The organism is Oribacterium sinus (genome assembly GCF_963553175.1).
In the GTDB taxonomy this organism is placed as follows: Bacteria; Bacillota; Clostridia; order Lachnospirales; family Lachnospiraceae; genus Oribacterium; species Oribacterium sinus_B.
Window position 1 is genome coordinate 1 of record NZ_CAUVME010000038.1, and the last position, 22,477, is coordinate 22,477.

Below are 22,477 nucleotides of genomic sequence, written 5' to 3' on the forward strand. Positions count from 1 at the left end.
TTTCCAATCTCCAAGAGGTCAATGACTATTTAATGGGCTACTATGATCAGGATGCCGACGGTTTAAGTGCCAAACCCCTGATTTTTGAAGATGACCATGTACTAAAGGAATATCGAGTAGTAGAATAAGATGGAAGCTACAGGAAGATGCATGAGAAATAAGGAGAACCCATGAAAATAAAGAAAACACAAACCAGCTTTTTCCCCGCCCTGCTGCTTTGTGTTTTCTTTTTGCTTACGCTCAGCTTCTGTACCAAGGCTGAAAGCCCCAAAAAGGACTATGGGGTGTTTCTTGGAATTAGCGGAAATACCGGTATAGAGAGAAAGGATAAGGAAGCTCTCCAAAAGCTGAAAAGCTACCGAATGGTGGTTCTGGAGCCTTCTAACTTTAGTCCCGAGCAGATTCGGGAAATCAAGGCGGAAGGTACAAAGGTTTACGGCTATCTGAACATCGGTGCCTTGGAAAATTTCCGCCCCTATTATGAAGATTTTAAAAAGGATAGTCTGGCGCCCTATGAAAACTGGGAGGAAGAATACTGGATGGATGTCAGTAATCCACTGTGGCAGGATTTTCTAATCAACAGCTTAGGAAAACAATATGCCGCCATGGGTTTAGACGGTTTTTTTCTGGATAACACAGACATTTACTATCAATATCCCAAAGTGGATATCTATCAGGGGCTGAAAACAATTTTAACAGGGCTGAAGCAATACTCTCTCCCTCTAATTTTAAATGGAGGTGATACTTTCGTACAAAAAAGCATAGAGGATGGTAGCGCTTTAAGCCTCTTTGACGGGGTGAACCAGGAATGCGTCTTCACCAAAATCGATTTTTCCAAGCCCTCCTATCTTTCTCAGGATAAAGAAACTAAAGCTTATTATGAAGAATATTTGGAAAAAGCAAAAACTGCCGGTCTTTCAGTCTATCTCACAGAATATCATGCGAATTCCGAATTAAGCCAAGAGATTGAGCAGTACTGTAAAGAGAATGGCTTTCTTTGGTATAATGCGGAGAGCTTAGAGCTTAGAGCTTAGATAGAGCGATTTCTTTTTCTCTATTTCTTTTGTTCTATTTCTTTTGCTCTATTTCTTTTGCTCTATTTCTTTCGTTCTATTTCTTTTGCTCTATTTTTTTACTGTTTTATGATTTTCCCAAGTTCTTCCCTAGTAAGGAGTTTATTTTCCCCTTTTATTTACTTCGTATATAAAAATCTAAGGGCGGATTTCTTCGCCTTCTCTATTTTTTCAAGCTCTATATTTTCTATTGCAGAGCTAGTAATCCACTTTTTCTCAAATATAACTTGTGCGGATTCCAAAATCAGCCCACAGGTATAGGCATCCTTTTCTTCTAAGATAGCTCTTGCAAAATCTAACCTTGTTTTTTCCTGTAAAACTGCCTTATTCACCCGATGAAAAGACATTTGCATAAGACTTGTGGCAGACCAAGCTCTGCAAAGAGCATCCGAATCGCTATGCATTTGCTTTATAAGAACTTCGATTTCCTTGGAAGCTCCCACCCATCCAAGGGCAATAATCAGCTTAGCACGAAGAAAGGCTTCTCCTTCTTTATCCAAAAGCTCGGTCAAAAAAGCTGCCAAGCAATCACAATAAGAAGTATAAAACGTTCTATGTTTTAACTTGGAAAGACATACTGCCATCAAATAGGCAGTAAATGCTCTCTTCCTTTTCTCCTGCTCATCCATTTTACAAAGCTTTTCCCATAAAAACTGCAGACCTTCTTCTCCGTGACAATCAAAACTGTTCTCTAAGAAAAGCTGCGTCTCTTCTTCCCAGTCCTTACAGATTAGCTGATAGTGATAAGCCATCTCCCCACTGTTTCCAAGAGCAGAAATAAAACGAATCCTATTCCCATCGGGAAAGCCCTCCGCTTCCAGCTTACGATATTCATCCTCCAAAGCTTCTTTTGAAAGCCCCGGCTTCTGTCCTCTTGCCTCTACAGCTTCTCTTGCATTTTTATTGAGTAAATCCGCCATAACTTTTTCCCCGTTATATCTATATTCTTTTCGTATCCTTTGCATTTTACATCTTCTAAGCTTGAACGCCTAGCCACACCATAGTATTCTCTCAGATTCCAACCGATTTATTATGATTTCTTTGGAATTAGGGCTTTATTGCATTTCCTCTCCTAGCACCAGCCGTTCTATCCAGAGTTCTTTTTGAAGGCAATATGAGGCGGCAGCAGAAGCGTGCCTGAAAAAAGAAGCTTAGAGAGGGCGGCTGTAGCGAAAAAAAGAGAGAAGCCCCTAGTGCTTCTCTCTTGTTGCATTCACAAACCTTGTGTACTGTGGCTGCCATCCCAGGGTAACGGTTCCGATGGGGCCGTTTCTTTGCTTGGCAATAATAACCTCCGCCACATTTGGAGTTTCGGAATCCTTGTGATAGTAGTCATCACGGTAAAGGAACATTACAATATCCGCGTCCTGCTCGATGGCTCCCGACTCTCTTAAGTCGGAAAGCATAGGACGATGATCAGGTCTTTGTTCTACAGCTCTGGACAGCTGAGAAAGGGCAATCACCGGACAATCCATTTCTCTGGCAATGGCCTTTAAGGAGCGGGATATTTCGGAGATTTCCTGCTGTCTGTTTTCCGAAGAACGTTTTCCTCTTTCTCCGCTCATCAACTGTAAATAGTCAATCATAATCAGAGAAATACCCTTTTCCAGCTTCATCTTCCGGCATTTGCCCCGAAGCTCGGAAACCGTGATTCCCGGCGTATCATCAATCACCATATTGGCATGGGAAATACGGTCAATTCCCTCAATCAGATTTCCCCAATCCTCATCGGTAAGGTTTCCCTTTCGCAGCTTATCCGCATCAATGGAGGTTTCCAGAGAGAGCAGACGATTTACCAGCTGCTCCTTGGACATCTCCAAAGAGAATACCATAGCCGGCTCCCGTTTCTTTACCGCCACATGATCCAGGATATTGAGTACAAAGGCGGTTTTTCCCATGGAAGGACGGGCGGCAATCAGAATTAAATCAGACTTTTGTAATCCTGCAGTGCGATAATCCAGGTCAATAAAGCCGGTGGGCACACCGGTAATGGATTCCTTCTGCTTGGATGCGGCTTCGATTCGTCGAAGCACATTCATCGCCACTTCATCAATGGGAACGAATTGCCGGTTGTTTTTCTGCATCAATAGCTGGAAAATCCGTTTCTCCGTACTTTCCAAAATGGTCTCCAAATCTTCCTTCCCGCTATAGCAAAGCTCTGCAATCTCTTCATTGGTTTTAATCAGAGCACGCAGGGTAGACTTTTCTTTTACCATCTCCGCATAAAGACGCACATTTCCTACACTGGGAACGGAAATCGCCAAATTTCTAAGGGTTTCCAGAGAAAAAAACTCCGGCGGTACATCCTTCTTTCTTCGTAGACGCTCCTGCAAACTGACAAAGTCAATGGTCACACCCTCCGAAGACATTTCCCGCATGGCATCAAACAAAATATGATATTGTCTGTTATAAAAATCCTCCGGCACCAGAATTTCTAAAGCGGTCATCACCGCATCCTGGTCTCGAATCATGGCACCGATGACACTTTCCTCCGCTTCCTTGGCATGGGGTACGGTTCTTAGTACCAGGCGCTCTTCCTGTTCTGCCATTCTTTCTTCCCTCTCTACTTTCGGTCTAAAAAACTTCTCTCCTTTTCCTCATCATTTTCTGAAAAAGAGAGAAGTCTTCTAATTGCTTTAAGCCCGTGGCTAAAAGGTAATGAGTAATTGTTTTAAGCCTGTGGCTGAACGCTGACATGGAGGGTTGCTTCCACATCCTTATGCAGCTTCACCTTAATGTCATAGCCGCCGAAATTCTTCATCGGTACATCCAGCTCCATTTTCTTCTTGTCCACGGTAAGCTTATGCTGCTTCTTCAGTTCCTCCTGTACTTCCTTGGTGGAAATGGAACCGAAGGCTCTTCCGTCTTTTCCCGCCTTCATGGTGAACACCAGCTTAATGGCTTCCAGCTTTTCCTTTAATTCCTTAGCCTCTGCCAGTCTTTCCTCTGCCAGCTTTTCCGCATTTTGCAGCTGCAGCTTCAAGGTATTTAAGTTCTTTGCATCCGCCGGTACGCCGGTTTTGGTGGGTAAAATGAAGTTTCTTCCGTAACCTTCGCTAACCTCTACGATTTCTCCCTTTTTTCCTAATGCCTTTACATCCTTTAATAAAATTACCTTCATTACTCTACTTCTCCTTCCTCAATCATCTCATCAATGGCCTTCTTTACCTGCACAATGCAGTCTGCCACTTCGCCCTCTTTAATCTGGGCTCCTGCCACGGTACGGTGTCCGCCGCCCCCCAGCTTTTCCATTAAAACCTGCACATTCATCTCATCGATGGAGCGGGCAGAAATGAACACTACATCATTTACCTTGGTTAAGACCACGCTGGCCTTAATTCCCCGAATATTTAAGAGCTCGTTGGCCGTCTTGGCACAAAGTACCGTGGGGCTTTCCGTGCCTTCACAGGAAACACTGCTGATGGCGAAGAAATCCCGGTAAATATCCGCCCGACTGATGGCCTCCGCCTTGGCCTGATAATCACTGAAATCCTCTCTGAATACCTTTCGGATTCTGGTGATATCCGCGCCGCAACGTCTCAGATAAGCCGCCGCCTCAAAGGTTCTTACACCGGTCTGGTTGGTAAACTCTCTGGTATCAATCACGATGCCGCCATACATACAGTCCGCCTCAATAGGCTTTGCCTTGATGCCGTCCCGAATATACTGCATCATTTCCGCAATCAACTCGGAAGCGGAGGAGGCATAGGGCTCACAATAGCTTAATACCGCCCCTTGAATCGTTTCGGAGCTTTGTCTATGATGGTCAAAAACCACCTTGGTCTTCACCATGGTAAGAAGCTCCGGTTCATCAATAATGGAAGGTCTGTCACAGTCTACCACCACCAACATGGTGTTGTTATCCACCAAATCCTTCGCAGTTTCTCCGTCAATAAACATATCCTTCGGATAATCTTCATTTTCCAGAAAACGCTCTTTTAAGGGTAAAATGGTGGGGGTTACCCCGTTCTGTACAATATAAGCCCTCTTATCCAAGGCGGTAACCATACGATACACGCCCACGGAGGAGCCCAGACAGTCCATATCGCTGTTGATATGTCCCATGATGAGCACTTTGTCCTTGGACTCGATTAACTCCTGGAAGGCCTGGGCCTTCACTCTGGCCTTTACTCTGGTAACACGCTCCGTACTCTGGCTCTTTCCTCCGAAGAAGTTTAGCTTCTCGGGAGTTTTTACAATGGCCTGATCTCCTCCACGGCCCAACGCCATATCCATACTGGTTCTGGCATATTCATAGTTCTGGGCATAGTCTCCCGCACCGAAGCCGATTCCTAAGCTGAGGGTTACGGAGATGTCATTTCCCACGTCTACCTTCTTCACCTCTTCCAGAATGGAGAAGCGGTCATCCATCATTTTTTCCAAAGCGGATTGCTTAAGAATGAAAAAATATTTATCCTTTTCGATTTTCTTTACTACACCGTTGGCTGAACCGATATAACGGTTAATCTTTCGATCCACTAAAGCAGTAAGCAGGGATCTTCTCACCTCTTCAATCTGCTCCATAACCTCTTCGTAGTTGTCCACATAGGCCAGACCTACTACGATTCTTTCCTCATCCAGCTTCTGCTGTAATTCCAATTCTTCCGTTTCATCCCGAAGGTAAACCGCGATTAAACGGGTCTCCTCCGATAAGGTAACGGATTCCGGCTCTGCATCCTGCAAGGAATCCACACGAATCAGGTCAATGCAGTACTTTCTGTCCTTAAAGGAAGAATGTACTTCCAAGACCGCTCCGCTTTCCGTCAATATCTCTTTCTGAATATTGGGGAAAAGGGAAAGCAAATTCTTCTTTACCCCGCTGTCTTTTTGTAAGATGTGATGGAAGGCTTTGTTTTCCCAAAGAATTCCTCCCTCTTCATTGACGATACAATAGGCTGTAGGCATCTCTTCAAAAAGTCTGGCGTTGCTATCATTTGCCTTTAAGGAGAATTCCAAAAGGGAGGACATCAGCTTGGACTTTCTGCTCTGATAGAGATACAGTACAAAACAGACATATACTACAGCAAAAAAGAGAAGGACAAAAAACGCCTTCCAATCGATAAAGCTTAACGAAATTAAAATAGGAATCCACAGGAGAGAAAGCCAAATGGGCCACCGAAGATACTGGTCTATCGTCCCTGGTATTGATTTTCTTTTCTTCATCTTTCCTCTTTCTAAAAAAATACGCTGTGCCCTATTATACCCTTTCTTTTCTCATAGGTAAAGATAGAGAAAAAAACGAAAAAATCTTTTCTTGACTTAATAAAAAACATTTTATCCTTAAGATTTTCTTTATTGTCTTTCTCTTTTCCAGTCGTTACAATGATGCAGAGTTTAAGGGATTCTATGATGATCCCAAGTCCATTTTAATGAGGTGAAATATGAAAAAAATGAAAATAGCGGTAGCAATGATGACTTTAAGCCTTCTTTCCAGCATTCCCGCCATGGCAAACTGGAATAAGGGTGCGGGGGCGAACAGCAACCGTTGGTGGTATGAAAATGAAGATCATTCCTATGCACATTCCGGTTGGTTCTGGTTAGACGGAAACAATGACGGTGTGGCAGAGTGCTATTATTTCGACCAGGAAGGTTGGGCATTACTTTCCACCACCACTCCTGACGGCTACACCGTAGATGAGAACGGTGCTTGGGTTGTGGACGGGGTCGTACAGACCAAGGACGTGGAAGTAAAGGCCAGTCCTAAGAAAACCACCACTGTAAAAAAGAAACAGAGAAAGAACGGTGTAATCAAGGAGTATAAGGTACACGCTTCCGGCTCTTCCACCGGTGTTGCGCCAAAGCAGGGTGAAGTCAATGGAGCAGACTTTAACGCTGAGCACCCTGCAAACAATAGCGAAAACTAAAGTCCTAAGTGTAATTTTATATAAAAAGGGAATGTAAATCAGAATTATAGAGTAAATTTTTATGCAGTATAGGTCTGAAATGGGGGGTAGTCTGAGCCCGCCGGTACTTACTGAAAGCAAGTGAAGCGATGCTTGAAGTTAGTACCGCTGTGTGGCGAAGCTAGCGAGAGCGTACCCCGAGTTTCAGACCTATACTGCATAAAACTCTATTTATTGATTTTTACATTCCCTTTTTTAATATAAAATTACACCAAGAACTTCTTTCCCCAGTGCTTCACATTTCTTCTTGGTCTTTAAGAAGCTTAAGAAGTCACTTTGTGCCGGATAGGCTAAAACCAGATATTTGTGCTCTGACAGAGCCTGTATTCCTTCCGGACTTTGCAAAATGTCCTCTGTAGCTCTTGCAGAAAGGGGATTTCCTTCTCCTACATTCTGTACAAGCTTTTCTCCCATTTCTCCTTTTGCACCGATAAAGAGGATCTCTTCCTGAATTTCCTTTTCCTTCGCCAGCAAAGTAAGATTTGCCTTGGAAAGGCGGAACAGTTCTTCCTCCGTTTCGCATCGCTCATTTTCCCCGGCAAGCTTTTCGGACCATTTCTTAAAGAGCCCCTGCTTTTTATAACGCTTCTTACTGCCTAAAACCATAAGGCCATAGGACATTTCCAGATCTTCCTCTCTGGGAAGCTCCTTAGTGAAAAGATAAGGTACGGTAATCACTGCTACAGACAAAAAGCCTCCCAGGAAAATTCCCAAAATAGCATATTTGACTAAGGTTTTCTTGGAAATCCCTTGGGTTCCCAGAACTTCCTCTCCCTTTGCGTCCTTCTCCTTTTTCTTCCAGTCGGTAAGGAGTGTGGAAAGCCTTTCCACCCTGTCTATTTTTTGCTGCTGCCGTTGCAAAAGCGGAAAGTTCTGTACATTCTGAAGCTGGCTGTTGTCCGGACTATAGTTTCCACTGTTTTTAGCTGTGTAAACGTTATCCGAAAGAATTTCCAGCTTATGTGCAGGAAGATTTTCATCCAATTCCGCCTTTTTTTCTTCTACATACGAAAGAACCGCATCTCCCATTTCCTTGGCAAGCTTCTCCGTACTTCCCACAAGGTAGACAGAAACAATAGCACTTTTCTCATTTCCCTCTACATAGATGAGATCCGACAAATCTTTCTCTGCTACCTTTCCCCCCAGGCGCTTTGCGATATCGCTGTAAAATGTACCGCTTTGTAAAGCATCACTGTAGGCCTGACTTACCGCAGAAAGCCTTGCTGCAATTTCCTGATTGCTGAGAGTCTGCCCTCCCTCCTCTAAAGGAAGATAAAGATTGATATCTCTTTCCCCATAGGAAGTCGGGTCAATTTTCATCAAAGCGGAATCCGCCAAGCTTTCTCTCTCTGAAGAAAGCAAAGCTTCCAGTCTTTTCCGCTCATTTCCGGCATACTCCAAGGACTGTTCTTTTTCCTTCGCCTTCTTCTCCACACTTTCCTCCGTGCTTTCCGTTTGACTTTCCGCCTTCTGGCTTTTCAAGGCCTTATAAAGCTTAAAAGAAGGAAGGGCTAAACCGCAAAGCACCGTAACAAGAAGAATCCATATCCCTTTCCGTAAACATAAAGCCAGTAATCCGGGTAAATCCAAAACCACCTCTTCTTGCAGTTCTCTTTCCATAAAATATCGTTCTCCTTTTTATTCATAACGAGTATCGTGCGCAAAGCGTGCGATATCTCGTTTGTTTATCTTAAATCCTGTAATTCCTTATCTCTACAGCATTTTACTCTTTACAAAGCTCCCAAGGCAGAAAATGCAGTAGAGCCTCCAGTACGCCGCCTCCGATAGCTCTTGCCTTGTCGGAAACATTCCGATATTCCACCGCCTCACCTCTGGGATCCACATCTCCCGCCTTCATACCTGGAAATACGGAAATGCCTTCCTGCAACATTCCTCGAATAATTCCGGAGATTTCCGTCCGCATAGGAATACCGTTTACTACTCCGCAAATATCTCCGGCCTCCACCAAAGTACCGATGGGAAGGGTTTGTTCCAAGATTCCTTCTGCCGGTGCCCGAAGCACCCTTTCTTTCCCATATCCACCGATGATTCCGGGAATGCCGGTATTGGGAATGGCGGATCCCTTAAGGATCACTCTTCCCAAATCATGGCCTCTTTTGCTTTCTATGACTGCATGGCAATCCACGCCGGCAGTAAATCCGGGGCCTATGCCGATGACAAGTCTTGCATCCTCCATACCGGTTCCCAGATTCTTCTTGGCAAGAATAGCATCCACCACAGCATCCGCTTGTAGCCTGTGCAGAAAGCTCTTTCCTTCATCCACAACCACAGGAACCTTTTTTTGGGAAATTGCTTCATATATTTCCTCCAAGCTCTCCGCCCGAACAGCCGTAATACCTTCCACACTGCACTCCCCCAAGCGAATCGCTTCCGAAAAAGCAACATTTCTCCGAACCGCTGTGGGAATCGCCAAATCACTGTGGCAAACGGATATCCCCGCACGATACAGCCGAATGGAAATTCCCGTTGCCAAATCTCCTGCTCCCCGGATAAATACGAGCATAAAACCTTCCTTTCAGAAAAACAAATCTTCTGGCAAAAAAGAAAATATCACCTATAATGTCATCAGACAAGAACTTATAGAGCTATAAAAACTCCTGTAAGAGCTTTCATGACAAAAACCCTCACGCTATCAGACTTTGATTTTTGATTCTACCATAAGTCTTAAAAAGAACATAGTTTTTTTGAAAAACCGTAAGCAAAAGGATAGAAAGCCGCTTTTATAAAACAGGTTTTCATAAGAAAGGAGACACTTTGACGAAACAGCAAGGACAAATCGATGACAATCCGCAAAGTAAACTTATTCGGATTCCTCTGTCGGAAGCTCTCGGCATAAAAAAAGGAGTCAACGCCATTATTGGAAGCGGAGGAAAAAGCAGCCTATTAAAGTCCCTTTCCCTTGAGCTGTCTCAAAAAGGCTCCGTTCTTCTCACTACCTCCACCCATATCCTCCCCTTTTCTCATTGTGAAAATATCTGTTTCTCAGATGAAAATGTTTCAATCTCCGATGAGAATATTTCAATTCTCAATGGAAATGCTTTAATTTCCAATGAGAATGTTTCAAGCCTAAATAAAAATATTTTAACTCTCAATAAAAAAATTATACTTCCCGGTAAAGATACTCACTCCGAAGAAGAAGCTTTGGAAAATTCGAAAACGCTCCTTCAAAGCAAAGTTCTATCCTTATGGGATAAGTCCCAAAATCCCATTCTATGCTTGGGAACTCTGGAAAAAAATGGCAAGCTTTCTCCCTTTCCCCTGCCCTTCTCTGCCATTGAGCAAATGGCAGACTTTGTCTTGGTGGAGGCGGACGGCTCTAAACGATTACCCGGAAAAGCCCATGGCCGGAATGAGCCGGAGATTCCTAAGGAGAGCCAAAGAACTGTACTTGTGTTCGGCGCTTCCGCCCTTCATAAACCTATTTCTGAAGTCATTCACAGAGTGGAAATTTTCCAAAACTTTTTCACTCCATCCTTAACCCCCGACACTCTACTGACTAAGGAGCTTCTCTTGCAGGCTTTCCGTAAAGAAAACCTGGGGGACTGCCTTTTTGTGAATCAGTTAGATTGTCTCACAAAAAAAGAAGCAGAAGAACTGCTTCTTTTCTTACAAAATGGCTTAGGGAAAATGGTTTGTGGCGGATCTTTAAAAGAAGGATCCGCTCATCCCGAAGTACTTCTTTTGTAAAGATATATTTTTTGAAATATGGGTTTCGTTTAAAGCCGCTTTTTATAATTTTTATAATCGCATCCGAAGAAGCTGTTCCATCTTCAGAATAGCTTCTTCCGTGTCCACATCCCAAAGCTCAAATTCTCTTTCCACCGGAATCTTATGAATTTCTTCCACCGAAATCATGCCGGATTTTAAAAGCACGCCTCCACCATGATCTCCGGTTAAATTCCGCAGATTTTCAAAGTACTTCTTTGGAAAAATCACCGGATTCCCCCCTTCCCCCTGATAGCTCAAACGGTAAATCTCCTCCGGATTCTCTGAAAAAGCATCCACAAGATTTCTTAGGCTTTCCTCAGAAAGCAAGGGCTGATCCCCTGTTAAAAACATGCAGGCATCCCAGGACTTGGCTTGTTCCGAGGAAAGAGCTACACGAATGGTATCACTCTGTTCACTCTCTTCATGCATCAAAACGGAAAAATGCATTTCTTTGGCCAGCTGTTCCACCTCTTTAAAACGAGTCACTACCAAAGGCGTATCCAGAACAGTCTTCCCGCCCTTTCCCCGTTTCTTTTTTTCCTGCACCGTAGCATCACTGTCCTGAATTCGTTCAGAAAGAGACCCCACCGCCTGATAATTATAGAAAAAATGGGATAAGGTATGAAAGGTATAGAAAATCATGGGCTTTCCCGCTATTCTTTCCAATAATTTATTTTTTCCGAAGCGTCTGCTCCAGCCTGAGGCCATCACCACAAAGCCCAAATGTTTCATTATCTCTTCCTTCCCTATACCTACGCAAAACTATCTTCTTTTCCCAAAAACTCTTATTCCGCAAAAGAAGCTCTTATCCTTTAAAAAAGCTGTCTGCCCTGTACGAATTTTGCCTGCAGGCGGGCACTTTCTTCTCCGGTATACAAAAGCACTTCCAAGCGTTCCTTCACCGTTTGCTTTCGAACACTTCTTCTTTTTTCATGGAAGACTAAAGCATCCGCTTCGTAGCCGGGGAGAAAAGATCCCACCTTTCCAAAAAAGCTTCCCCCTGAGAGAGTTGCCAAGCAAAAGGCTTCTTCCAAAGTAAGGGGGGCAAGGCTTTGATCCATGAGGCGGAAACGAAGCTTTGATACGGAAATGGCATCGGTGATGGCTCTTAGCATGGAGAGGTTTGCTCCTCCGGCCACATCCGTTCCCAAGCCGACCTTCACATTTTCCTCTAAGAAATAGCGAATAGGAGCCGCTCCGGAACAAAGGTTCGTGTTGGACTGGGGACAATGGCAAATCATCGTTCCCCTCGCCTTTAAGGCAGATAGCTCTTCTCCCTCCGTATATACGCAATGAGCCATGATGCTGTTTTCCAAAAGACCGTAGCGGTCATAGGTATCTCCGTAATGCTTTGCGTCGGGACAAAGCTCCTTTACCCAGGCAATCTCTCCCAGATTTTCCGACAAATGGGATTGCACCGGAAGCTTGTATTCCTTCGCCAGCTTTCCTAAACCCTCCATCAAAGCATCCGAACAGGTAGGGGTAAATCTCGGCGTAAGAATCGGCTTACAGTTCTGCCATTCCTTAGGAATCTCCGAAAGCCATTCCTTGGTGTTTTTAAGGGATTCCTCCGCAGTATGCTCCGTTAAATACTCCGGAGAATTTCGATCCATATTGACCTTTCCCACATAGGAAAGCAAACCGCTCTCTTCCAAAAGCTTCATAAGAAGCAAGGTAGCATTCTTGTGAAGAGTAGCAAAGATTACCGCTCTGGTGGTGGCACTTCCCCGTAAGTCCTCCACAAAATCCTGATAGCCTCTTTCAGCATAGTCCAAGTTCTGATATTTGGCTTCCTCCGGAAAGGTGTTGACATTCAACCAATCCAAAAGCTCCAAGTCCATCTTGGTCCCCCGGAAACCATACTGAGGAGCATGTAAGTGGAGATCCACCATTCCCGGAAGAATTAAATCTCCGGAATAATCCTTGATTTCCACAGAAGACAGCTCCTTAGGAAGACTGTCATAAACCCCTTGGCATAACCCATCCTTTATGTGCAGATAGGCATTTTCCTTACAAATCAGGGTCTTTAAATTCTCACTGTAACAAATATCTCCTCGAAGCAAATACTCCATGGGTTCCTCCTTATATGAAGCTTACAACATGATGTACTTCAAAATAAAGATGAGCGACAGTACATACATCAGCGGTGTCAACTCCTTGGACTTTCCGGTGAAAAGATGAAGCACGGTGTAGCTGATGATACCGAAAGCAATTCCCTCGGAAATGGAATAGGTAAAGCCCATAGCACAGATACAGATAAATGCGGGAATAGCCTTTACCATGTCTTCCCAATCAATCTTCGTTACCTGCTGCATCATGAAAAATCCTACAACAATCAAAGCCGGTGCTGTAGCAAAGGATGGAATAGCAAGGAAAATCGGAGAAAGGAATAGAGATACCAGGAAGAGTCCCGCCGTCACCAATGCTGTCAAACCGGATCTTCCTCCCTCTGCAATACCGGATGCGGATTCCGCAAAGGTCGTAATAGTAGAGGTTCCCAAAACAGCGCCTGCTGTAGTTCCTAAGGCATCCGCCAAAAGAGCGCCCTTAATAGCAGGCAGCTTTCCCTCTTCATCCAGCATATTCGCCTTGGATGCGCAACCGATTAAGGTTCCCAGGGTATCAAAAACATCCACAAAAAGGAAAGCAAAAACAACTACCAGGAAATTCAAAGAAAACACATTGCTTAAATCCATCTTAAAGAAGGTGGGCGCAATAGAGCTGGGTACAGAAATCAGGGAGCTTGGAATCAAGCTGTAAAAGCCTGCCTCAGGATTAGGAACATAAAGGCCTGTCAACTGACAAAAAATACCCAAAACCCAAGTAACAATAATACCGATTAGGATGTGGCCTTTGATATTCTTTACTACCAAAATAGAAGTTACCAGTACACCGATTAAGGCCAGAACCACGGTAATTCCTTCAGAAGCAAAGCTTCCCGCTTCAATAGACTTCTTAAAAGAGAAGAGAGTTACCAGTGTAGCTCCGTCCACAACAATGTGAGCGTTCTGAAAACCGATAAAGGTAATAAAAAAGCCGATTCCCACAGCTACCGCCACTTTCAAGCTCTTAGGAATCGCATTGAACATTGCCTCTCGTACATTGGTCAAAGATAGAAGGATAAAAATAATGCCTTCTACAAAAACTGCTGCCAACGCCGTTTCCCAGTTATAGCCCATCCCCAATACCACCGTATAGGAAAAATAAGCATTCAATCCCATACCTGCGGAAAGCACGAAGGGAAGGTTTGCCAGAATTGCCATAAAGAAGCTGGCCAGGGCAGAGGCTAGGGCTGTTGCGGTAAAAACAGATCCCGCATCCATTCCGGAAGCCCCAAGAATTCTGGGATTCACCGCCAAGATATACGCCATGGTCATAAAGCTGGTGACTCCCGCAATGACCTCCGTCTTTACATCCGTGTTCTTTTCTTTCAGTTTGAAAAATTTCTCCATCTGTCGTCCCCCTATGAAAAAAAATAGACTGTATATGAAAACGGGTAGTGACTTCACGACATGTTCCTACTCGTCCTCAATCATGTTTTGCCTCCCTAGCCCTCTATTTTACTCCATTTGCTGCTTTTGCAATGTCTCCTTCCTTCGAAAACACCCCTTACTAAACTTACTCGCTATACAGGAGATTGTACATCAAGTCTCGTAAAAGAACACCAAATATTTTCATTTCTACACTTTTTCTCAATAAATACATTTCGTCTTGGGTATTTTGCATAGGAATACAGGGTCAAAATGAGAGAGTTTTTTATCGTTTTGGTGAATATCTTATGGCAAAAAAGGCTAATTTATGCAATAATCAGTATAACACTCTTCGAATAAGCTAATTTATTAGTTATTTTTTATAGGGGGCATAAATATGAATAATCGATTACAAGCAATTCTCTCGAAAGTTTGTTTAAAGGAAAAGGAAGCCGATCTGGTTATGAAAAATGCCCGCATTCTGGATGTTTTTACCGGCAGTATTTATTCCGGGGATGTGGCTGTTTCCCGGGGCTATATCGCCGGAATCGGGGAATATCGGGGCAGGAAGGAAATCGATGCCAAGGGACAATTTCTGGTTCCCGGTTTTATAGATGCCCATTTGCATCCGGAATCCACCATGGTGACTCCCCATGAATTAATCACTCTGGCAGCTTTAAAGGGAACCACCTGCTTTATTGTGGATCCCCATGAAGCCTGCAATGTTTCCGGTAAAGAGGGTGTCAATTACATTTTACAACAAAGCGAGAAGAGTCCCGCCAATGTCTTTGTGATGCTTCCTTCCTGTGTCCCCTCCACGGAGATTGACGACAACGGCGCTGTCTTTTCCGCAGAGGATATGAAGGAATATCTGGAGAATCCCCGCATCTTAGGGCTTGGAGAGGTAATGGATGATTATAGCGTGATTCATCGGGAAAAGAAAATGATGGAAAAGCTCTCGCTGTTTTCCCGACATATTTTAGACGGTCATGCCCCCTTTCTTCCAAAAGAAGACTTACAGGCCTATGCCTTAAACGGCATTCAAACAGATCATGAGGCGGTGGATTTTGACTATGCCCTGGAGCAGATTCGTGCGGGAATGCACATTCATATCCGGGAAGGCTCCGCCGCAAGAAATTTGGAGGCTTTGGTTAAGGGAATACTGGCTCACAAAATCGATACCAGAGCATTTTCCTTCTGTACCGATGATAAGCACATTGAAGATATCATAAGAGAGGGGCATATCTCCCACGCCGTTCGAAAGGCTATTGCACTGGGGCTTCCCACCTGCTCCGCCTATCAAATGGCCACCATTAATACCGCGGAATGTTACGGCCTATCTCATCTGGGGGCTATCGCTGTGGGCAGACAGGCGGATTTTCTTCTGATTTCCGATCTGGAAAAGGTCGAAATCACCGCTGTATATCATAAAGGAAAGAAAATAGTGGAATCCGAGCATTTACGCATTCCCCGCTGTCCCTCAAAGCTGAAGAAAACCGTTCACCTCTCTCCTCTTAAAGAAAAGGCTTTTCGTTTACCCATTTCCAAGCAGGAAGTAAATGTCATTGCCATGGAAGAAGGGCAGATTACCACCAAACGTTTACAGGTGATGCTGAAACGATGCGGCAATTTTACCGGAGAAGAATATCCGGAATATCAGAAAATCGCCGTAATAGAACGGCATAAGGGAAGCGGAAAAATCGGATTGGGCATCTGCCAAGGTTACGCAATCCATGGGGGAGCCATTGCCAGCTCCGTCAGTCATGATTCCCACAACCTGATTGTGATTGGGGACAATGACCGGGATATGTGCTTAGCCGTCAATGAACTCATCCGCCTGCAGGGTGGATTTGTGCTGGTGCAGGGAGGAAAGGTTTACGATTCTCTGGCCCTTCCTATTATGGGACTGATGTGTGATTGCGGTTTTATTGAAGCGAACGCGCATCTGGAAAACATGAAGCAAAAAGCCCACGAAATGGGAGTCCCCGGTGGAATGGATCCCTTTATCAGTATGTCCTTCCTGGCGTTACCGGTGATTCCGGAGATTCGCATTACGCCAAGAGGGCTTTGTCTGGTGCAGAATGGAAGGCCAAGGTTGATTCAGTAAGGAAAGAGTCGTTTCAGAAAAGAGATTATGGTACTGCTTACATTTTATGCAGTATGGTACTGATTTCGGGGCACGCTCCCGCTAAGCTCGCCTTCGTAGCTGTTCTAAGTTCAAGCTACGCTTCGCTTGCTTTCACTAAGAACAGACGGGCTCACATTGCCCCGTCATCAGTACCATACGCATAAAATTCTCTGCTTGGCCTTTGTCTACTACACTATTCTTTTCTTTAAAACGACATCTTTCCTTACGGAATCACATTGCCCCGAAATCAGCACCATACGCATAAAATTTTGCTTGGCTTTCATCTATACTTTCCTTTTCTTTAAAACAACGTCTTTCCTTACGGAATCACATTGCCCCGAAACCAGTACCATACTGCATAAAATTCCTGTTTGGCTTTTGTCTACGCCATCCCTTTCCTAAAAAGACGTCTTTCCTTACAAAATCACATTGCCCCGTCATGCCATACCATACCATACTGTATAAAATTTGTGTTGGGTGTCCGGCAATGCTCCCCTTTGGATATAGGAGTTCTCTATATCCAGTTCAAAGAAATCTATTCTTTACAATACCGTCTCTTTTCTTTAGGATAGAAATATTACAAAGGACGTTTTTTTCTATAGAAATAAGAACTGTTGAAAACCGTAAATCTTGACCTGAAATACTTTACTCGATTTTTATAGAAAGAAGGATTCCAAATATATTTTCTGAAATGAGGGAGTTAGTATGGGAAAGAAAAAATGGCTGAGTCTTCAACAGACTGTGTGGATTGCCTTAGGGCTTGGTTTGGGTTTGGTCTTCGGACTGATTATGCCTGAGTTTTTCTATACTCCTCTAAATGTAATTGCCACGATTTACATGTCATCTTTGAAAATGATGATTTTCCCTTTGGTGTTTTGTAGTCTGCTAACCGGCATTATGGGCATCGGCTCTATTGCCAAAACCGGAAAAATTGGTCTCTATTCTCTTTTGTGGTTTACGGCAACCACCCTTTTTGCCAGCGCACTGGGACTTTTCCTTCCCGGACTTCTCCATCTTGGAGCGGGAGCTCAGATTGTCGCTACGGACGTGAAGGTGGATGCGGTAGAGTTTAAAAGCCTTCTGGGAACTTTGGAAAATATCATTCCCTCCAATCCTATTGCGGCATTTTCCGAGGGAAATATGCTTCAGGTGCTTTCCTTTTCCATCATTATGGGACTGGCCTGCCTCTCCTTAAAGGAAAAGGCGGAGCCCTTTGTGAAGCTTTGTACCTCCATTCATGATATTTCCATTTTTATTGTTTCGAAGATTATGCTTTTTACCCCCATCGGCGTTTTTGCCTGTATGGCTACGGTAATGTACAGCAACGGCATCAAGACGGTTCTGCAGCTGGGACAGGTTATGCTGGCCTTATACATCACCTTTGCCCTTTATGCCCTGATTGTATACGGCGGTATCGTACGCCTGGTCGGAAAAACCCCTGTGGGCAAATTCTTTAGCTCTATTGCGCCGGCCAGCTTAAATGCATTTTCCACCTGTTCTTCCAATGCCACTCTCCCCCTTTCTATTGAATGTGCGGTGGAATCTCTGGATGTTCCGGAGGAGATAGCCTCCTTGACACTACCTCTGGGAGCTACCATTAATATGGATGCGGTGAGTATTCTGATGTCCTTTATGATCAGTTTCTTTGCTGCCGCCTTGGGCATTCCTCTAACGCTGGACACCATGATTACGGTTTTGGCAGCTAATACTTTGCTCAGTATCGGAACTCCGGGCGTACCGGGAGGGGCTATTGCCGCCTTTGCCGCCCTGGCTCCCATGGCAGGACTTCCCATCAACCAAATCCTGGGGGTTTATATTTCCGTAAATACTCTGGCAGATATGGGTGCCACCACCGTCAATGTAATCGGTGACATCGCCTGCGCCACTGCCATCAGTAAGCAGTTGGAGAAAAAGAACGGATAAAATCAGAACTTGCTTTTTTTCTTATTTTCCTTATAATTTAGGAGTATTTTATGTTTTTAAAGAAAAGGAGTATTTATGGGAGAATCTTATTTTGACGGCGGTTTATTGCAGCTTATCGGATGGTCACTGTTAGGAAGCCTTATCACGGTATGTACCTTTGGAATCTGCTTTCCTTGGGCTCTTTGCATGATTTATAACTGGGAAATTTCCCATACCGTCATTAACGGGCATCGCCTTCGTTTTACCGGTAAAGCCACAAGTCTCTTTCTTCAGTGGATTAAGTGGTTCCTGCTTTGCATTATCACCTTAGGCATTTACAGCTTTTGGCTCGGTATTGCCATCAGAAAATGGAAGGTAGCCCACACCGAGTTTGCGGACTAAAATTTGTTAATCAAGATATATTCTATGTTTTATCTGCAAAGGAAGGCTTGAAGTCCAACGTCCTTTTATCCTTCCTTTCTACACCACCCGGGAACTGCCGAAAGCAGGGTCCGGGTGTATTCTTTTTGGGGACTTTGAAAAATACTTTCGCAATCCCCTTCTTCTACGATTTTTCCTTCCTGCATTACCCCGATTCTATCACTGATATAGCGAACCATGGCCAGGTCATGGGCCGTAAAAATATAACTAAGTCCCAGCTCCTTTTGTAAATCCTTTAACAAGTTTACAATCTGAGCCTGTATGGACACATCCAAGGCGGATATCGGTTCATCGCAAAGGATAATTTCCGGTTCTACAATTAGGGCTCTGGCAATGCCGATTCTTTGTCGCTGTCCTCCGGAAAAGGCATAGGGCATTTTTCTTCTATCCGTTTCAGCCAAGGACACTCTGTCCAAAGCCTTTCGAATTCTCCCTTCCTCTTCTATCCGACTAAGCTTTAAAGTTCTCAAAGGCTCTCGCAGAATTTCTTCCACCGTCCAATGGGGATTTAAGGAAGAATAGGGATCCTGAAAGATAATCTGCATCTTATCCTGCATTTTCCGTATAGCCTTTTGATCATCCCTCCGGATTTCCTGTCCATGAAAATAGACCTCCCCTGCCGTTCTCTCTTGTAATCCTAAAAGGCAACGACCAAGGGTACTTTTTCCACAGCCGGATTCTCCCACCAAACCATAGCATTCTCCCTTATACAGATTCAAATCCACTCCCTGCACCGCATGGGTAGCTATCTTTTTTCTTCCCCAAAAATCTCTTTGATAAAATACCTTTTCTATTCCTCTGGCAGAAAGAATAAGCTCCTTTTCTTTCATTTTTCTCCCTAATCTTCTTTCTATTCTTCACAACATTTTTAGATGGTTTTATATTTTCTCTCCGGAAGAAACTTTGTGACAGAAAACTCTATGCATTTCGGAAAGCCTTGCTTCCTCCGGTAAGGCATCCTGACAGGCATCTATCCTTTCCTTGCACCGTTCATAAAAAGGGCAACGGGTAAATTCCTTTAAAATCGAGGGGGGATTCCCCTCAATGGCCACCAGTGCTTCTTCCTTATCCTTTTCCATACTGGGGATAGCTGCTAAAAGAGCCTTGGTATAAGGATGTTTGGGTTCTTGGAAAATCTCTTCCACCCTTCCCTCCTCCATCACCTTTCCTCCGTACAAAATCAGAATGCGTTTACAGCGCTCCTTCACCAAAGAAAGGTCATGGCTAATCAGGATCAAGCTAGTATTTCTTGCTTTTACCCCTTCCAAAAGCAAATCCAAAATCTGAGCCTGCAAGGTCACATCCAAAGCAGTGGTAGGCTCGTCCGCAATCAGCAGTGCGGGAGAACAGGATAAGGCCATAGCAATCAGGACTCTTTGCCGCATACCGCCGGAAAACTCATGGGGGTATTGCTTATATTTTTCCTCCGGATTGGGAATTCCCACAGAAGCCAACAGTGCTATAGCTCTATCTTTAGAATCCTTTATATTAGAATTTTTTATATTAGAATTCTCTACGTCGGAATCTTTTATCTTGGAATCCTTTAAATTAGATTCCTTTGCAGTGGAATCTCTGCCCTTCTTCCTTTGTCGTTCAAAAATCTCCCTCAACTGTTCTCCGATGGGAATCAAGGGATTCAGTGCCGTCATAGGATCTTGAAAAATCATAGCCATACGGCTCCCCCGAAGAGGCAGATATTCCTTTTCCGTCCGATTTCGTAAATCCAAGTCTTGAAACGAAAGCTTCCGGGCAGAAGCTTTTGCTTTTTCCGGCAGTAATCCCATAATGGCCTTCATCGCCATGGATTTTCCGCTTCCGGACTCTCCAATGATTCCCAAAACTTCTCCTTCTTCCAGAGAAAAGCTGACGCCGGAAACCGGATAGACCTTCATTTTTCCATAGGGTATTTCCACCTGCAAATCTTCAATTTCCAAAAGCATCTTCTACTCCCTTTCTAAGAGAAGCGATTCCCTAAGAGCCTCTCCCCATTGATGGAAAGACAAAACCGTTATAATAATCAAAATTCCCGGAAGAATCGCCATGTGGGGCGCTTTTTGCAGAAATTTCTGGGCGTTCTGTAAAAGGCTTCCCCAGCTGGACATCGGAGCGGTAACCCCTCGTCCCAGAAAGCTTAATGCGCTCTCCACCATAATGGAGGAAGCTATAGCCGCAGTGGATGCCGTGATAATAGTGGGAAGAATTCCGGGGAAAATATGACTAAAAAGGATTCGTAAGGGAAAAATTCCCAAAAAACGGGCGTAGAGCACATATTCCCGCTCCTTCAGGCTTAAAACCTCTCCTCGAATGATTCTGGCTGTTTCCATCCAGCTTAATAGCCCGATGACCATAACAAGAGAAAGCAGACCTCTTCCAAAAACCATACCGAAAACCATCACCAAGATCATCCAGGGGATGGAGGAAAGAACGTCCACAAGGCGCATAAAGAAGAAGTCCACCACGCCTCCGAAATATCCGGAAAGAAGCCCAACCATGACGCCCAAGCCGATACTCATAGCCATTGACAGAAAACCGACCATAAGAGAAACTCTTCCCCCGTAGAGCACTCTGGCAAAATAGTCTCTTCCCACCTCATCCGTCCCGAAAAAATGTTGCAGGGAGGGCTTTGCCAGACTGTGAATCACATCCAGCCCCTCCGGATCTAAGGGAAGAAGGGGTAAGGCCAAAGCCAAAAGGCTGAAGCCTATTAAAAAAATACTAGCTAAAATTCTGTGGGGATGGCTTAAAATTCTATTGATAAACGCTTTACCTCTGCTTGCTTGCATTTTCTTATCCTTCCTTCTTCCAAAGTGAAATTCTCGGGTCAATCAAACAATACAAAATATCCGAGAGTAAATTCCCCAGAATCACCAAGGTACCGGATAAGAGCAAAATCGCCATAACAATAGGATAATCCAGTGCATCCACCGCTTTCACAAAATAAAGCCCTATCCCCGGCCAGGAAAAGACAGACTCCGTAATCACCGCCCCCGTCACCAGTAAGGGTAGAGACATGCCCAACTTACTGATCATAGGCAGACAGACATTTCTTGCCACATGATGAAAAAGGATCTCCCTCTTACTTGCGCCAAAAGCTCTTTGCACCAGAACATAGTCCTGCCTTAATTCCGACAATGCGGAAGAACGAACATAACGCATTAAATCCGGAAAAAAAGCAAGCACCAATACACAATAAGGAAGAAAAAGATGATGAAGAAAGTCCGGAATATCCCTTTCCTTCCCAATGGTATGCATCCCCAGCAAGGGAAAAAGCTTCCAATGATAGCCAAAAAAATAAATCAGCACCAGGGCAATCCAGAAGCTGGGCACTGCAAGACCTATGGTGGAAAAGCTGTCCAAAAGCTTATCCTGCCATTTTCCCTTTTGGCTGGCACTGTAAAGCCCCACCGCCATAGCCAAAAAATAAGCAGTAAGGTAGGAGGGAAGCACCAAAAGGATGGTGTTGGGAATCCGTATCCGTAAATCATCCTTAATCCGGGTATGACTAAGGAGAGAGTTCCCGAACTCTCCCCTTAGAATGTTTTTTAACCATCGAAAATACTGCACAGGCATGGGATCATTTAAGCCGTATTCCTCTCTTTTTTCCTCCCTTTGCGCCTCTGTCATCTTAGAGTTGGAAATGGAGTCAACCGCATCATAGGGAACCAAATTCATCAGTCCAAAGGACAAAAGGGTAATCAATAGGAGCAGAGGAATACTTTGTAAAATTCTTCTCCCGATATAGAATGCCATTTTTCAGCCTCTTTTCTAATTAAGATCTTATTTAAACTTTAGCTTGGATAAATCTCCAAAGGTGTAGATAGGCACAAGCTG

Annotated in this window: 19 protein-coding genes and 1 pseudogene; 7 read left to right on the forward strand and 13 right to left on the reverse strand. The window is 44.2% G+C overall.

Annotated elements, in window-relative coordinates; all coding sequences use genetic code 11:
• Nucleotides 1-128, forward strand: a pseudogene (locus RYO92_RS11190) (DUF4300 family protein); the annotation flags it as partial.
• Nucleotides 129-170: 42 nt separating this feature from the next.
• Complete coding sequence (locus tag RYO92_RS09265) at nt 171-1,034, forward strand: endo alpha-1,4 polygalactosaminidase (RefSeq protein ID WP_315370200.1); 864 nt, start codon at nt 171-173, stop codon at nt 1,032-1,034.
• A gap of 158 nt (nt 1,035-1,192) precedes the next feature.
• Here RYO92_RS09265 and RYO92_RS09270 read toward each other — a convergent pair whose 3' ends face one another.
• The 4 genes from RYO92_RS09270 to RYO92_RS09285 all read right to left on the reverse strand — a co-directional run bounded on the left by RYO92_RS09270 (nt 1,193) and on the right by RYO92_RS09285 (nt 6,236).
• Nucleotides 1,193-1,993 carry a HEAT repeat domain-containing protein gene (locus RYO92_RS09270; RefSeq protein ID WP_315370201.1) on the reverse strand — a complete coding sequence of 267 codons (801 nt, stop codon included), beginning with the start codon at nt 1,991-1,993 and terminating at the stop codon, nt 1,193-1,195.
• A 270-nt stretch (nt 1,994-2,263) separates the two neighbouring features.
• The gene (gene dnaB / locus RYO92_RS09275) at nt 2,264-3,622 is read right to left on the reverse strand and encodes a replicative DNA helicase (RefSeq protein WP_007156808.1); all 1,359 of its coding nucleotides are present in this window, start codon (nt 3,620-3,622) and stop codon (nt 2,264-2,266) included.
• Between the two features lie 122 nt (nt 3,623-3,744).
• Complete coding sequence (gene rplI, locus RYO92_RS09280) at nt 3,745-4,194, reverse strand: 50S ribosomal protein L9 (protein WP_007156809.1); 450 nt, start codon at nt 4,192-4,194, stop codon at nt 3,745-3,747.
• Nucleotides 4,194-6,236, reverse strand: a complete 2,043-nt coding sequence (locus RYO92_RS09285) for a DHH family phosphoesterase (protein WP_315370202.1) — start codon at nt 6,234-6,236, stop codon at nt 4,194-4,196. Before RYO92_RS09285 ends, rplI begins: the two co-directional genes overlap by 1 nt.
• A 218-nt stretch (nt 6,237-6,454) precedes the next feature.
• Between RYO92_RS09285 and RYO92_RS09290 the strand changes: the two genes are divergently transcribed.
• Entirely contained in the window at nt 6,455-6,937 is a 483-nt protein-coding gene (locus RYO92_RS09290; RefSeq protein WP_315370203.1) for a choline-binding protein, read from the forward strand.
• A 234-nt stretch (nt 6,938-7,171) separates the two neighbouring features.
• Here the strand turns inward: RYO92_RS09290 and RYO92_RS09295 are convergent, their stop codons facing one another.
• The gene (locus tag RYO92_RS09295) at nt 7,172-8,596 is read right to left on the reverse strand and encodes a hypothetical protein (RefSeq protein ID WP_315370204.1); all 1,425 of its coding nucleotides are present in this window, start codon (nt 8,594-8,596) and stop codon (nt 7,172-7,174) included.
• Nucleotides 8,597-8,699: 103 nt separating this feature from the next.
• Nucleotides 8,700-9,500, reverse strand: a complete 801-nt coding sequence (gene yqeB, locus RYO92_RS09300) for a selenium-dependent molybdenum cofactor biosynthesis protein YqeB (protein WP_315365702.1) — start codon at nt 9,498-9,500, stop codon at nt 8,700-8,702.
• Between the two features lie 251 nt (nt 9,501-9,751).
• Here yqeB and yqeC point away from each other — a divergent pair, with 251 nt between their 5' ends.
• The gene (gene yqeC, locus RYO92_RS09305) at nt 9,752-10,684 is read left to right on the forward strand and encodes a selenium cofactor biosynthesis protein YqeC (protein WP_315370205.1); all 933 of its coding nucleotides are present in this window, start codon (nt 9,752-9,754) and stop codon (nt 10,682-10,684) included.
• Nucleotides 10,685-10,735: 51 nt separating this feature from the next.
• On the opposite strand, the gene RYO92_RS09310 is transcribed toward yqeC, so the two are convergent.
• The 3 genes from RYO92_RS09310 to RYO92_RS09320 form a co-directional block, all read right to left on the reverse strand.
• The gene (locus RYO92_RS09310) at nt 10,736-11,437 is read right to left on the reverse strand and encodes a nucleotidyltransferase family protein (protein WP_315370206.1); all 702 of its coding nucleotides are present in this window, start codon (nt 11,435-11,437) and stop codon (nt 10,736-10,738) included.
• Between the two features lie 80 nt (nt 11,438-11,517).
• Nucleotides 11,518-12,777: an amidohydrolase family protein gene (locus tag RYO92_RS09315; RefSeq protein WP_315370207.1), complete on the reverse strand. Its 1,260-nt coding sequence runs from the start codon at nt 12,775-12,777 to the stop codon at nt 11,518-11,520.
• Nucleotides 12,778-12,798: 21 nt separating this feature from the next.
• A complete protein-coding gene (locus tag RYO92_RS09320) occupies nt 12,799-14,157 on the reverse strand; it encodes an NCS2 family permease (RefSeq protein WP_315370208.1) in 1,359 nt (452 codons plus the stop codon).
• 415 nt (nt 14,158-14,572) lie between these two features.
• Here RYO92_RS09320 and ade point away from each other — a divergent pair, with 415 nt between their 5' ends.
• The 3 genes from ade to RYO92_RS09335 all read left to right on the forward strand — a co-directional run bounded on the left by ade (nt 14,573) and on the right by RYO92_RS09335 (nt 18,607).
• Nucleotides 14,573-16,282: an adenine deaminase gene (gene ade, locus RYO92_RS09325; protein ID WP_315370209.1), complete on the forward strand. Its 1,710-nt coding sequence runs from the start codon at nt 14,573-14,575 to the stop codon at nt 16,280-16,282.
• A 726-nt stretch (nt 16,283-17,008) separates the two neighbouring features.
• Nucleotides 17,009-18,226 (forward strand): dicarboxylate/amino acid:cation symporter, encoded by a 1,218-nt coding sequence (locus RYO92_RS09330; RefSeq protein ID WP_007156822.1) that lies wholly within the window; start codon nt 17,009-17,011, stop codon nt 18,224-18,226.
• A gap of 75 nt (nt 18,227-18,301) precedes the next feature.
• Nucleotides 18,302-18,607, forward strand: a complete 306-nt coding sequence (locus tag RYO92_RS09335; protein ID WP_007156823.1) for a DUF898 family protein — start codon at nt 18,302-18,304, stop codon at nt 18,605-18,607.
• 65 nt (nt 18,608-18,672) lie between these two features.
• Here the strand turns inward: RYO92_RS09335 and RYO92_RS09340 are convergent, their stop codons facing one another.
• From RYO92_RS09340 to RYO92_RS09355, 4 genes are read right to left on the reverse strand one after another with little or no spacing between them, the layout of a single operon-like run.
• On the reverse strand, nt 18,673-19,476 hold the full coding sequence (locus RYO92_RS09340) for an ATP-binding cassette domain-containing protein (RefSeq protein ID WP_007156824.1): 804 nt from the start codon (nt 19,474-19,476) through the stop codon (nt 18,673-18,675).
• A gap of 48 nt (nt 19,477-19,524) precedes the next feature.
• On the reverse strand, nt 19,525-20,586 hold the full coding sequence (locus RYO92_RS09345) for an ABC transporter ATP-binding protein (protein WP_315370210.1): 1,062 nt from the start codon (nt 20,584-20,586) through the stop codon (nt 19,525-19,527).
• A gap of 3 nt (nt 20,587-20,589) precedes the next feature.
• Nucleotides 20,590-21,429, reverse strand: coding sequence for an ABC transporter permease (locus RYO92_RS09350; protein WP_315365645.1), 840 nt, complete (start codon nt 21,427-21,429; stop codon nt 20,590-20,592).
• Nucleotides 21,430-21,433: 4 nt separating this feature from the next.
• Entirely contained in the window at nt 21,434-22,396 is a 963-nt protein-coding gene (locus tag RYO92_RS09355; protein ID WP_007156827.1) for an ABC transporter permease, read from the reverse strand.
• Between the last annotated feature and the right edge of the window lie 81 nt (nt 22,397-22,477).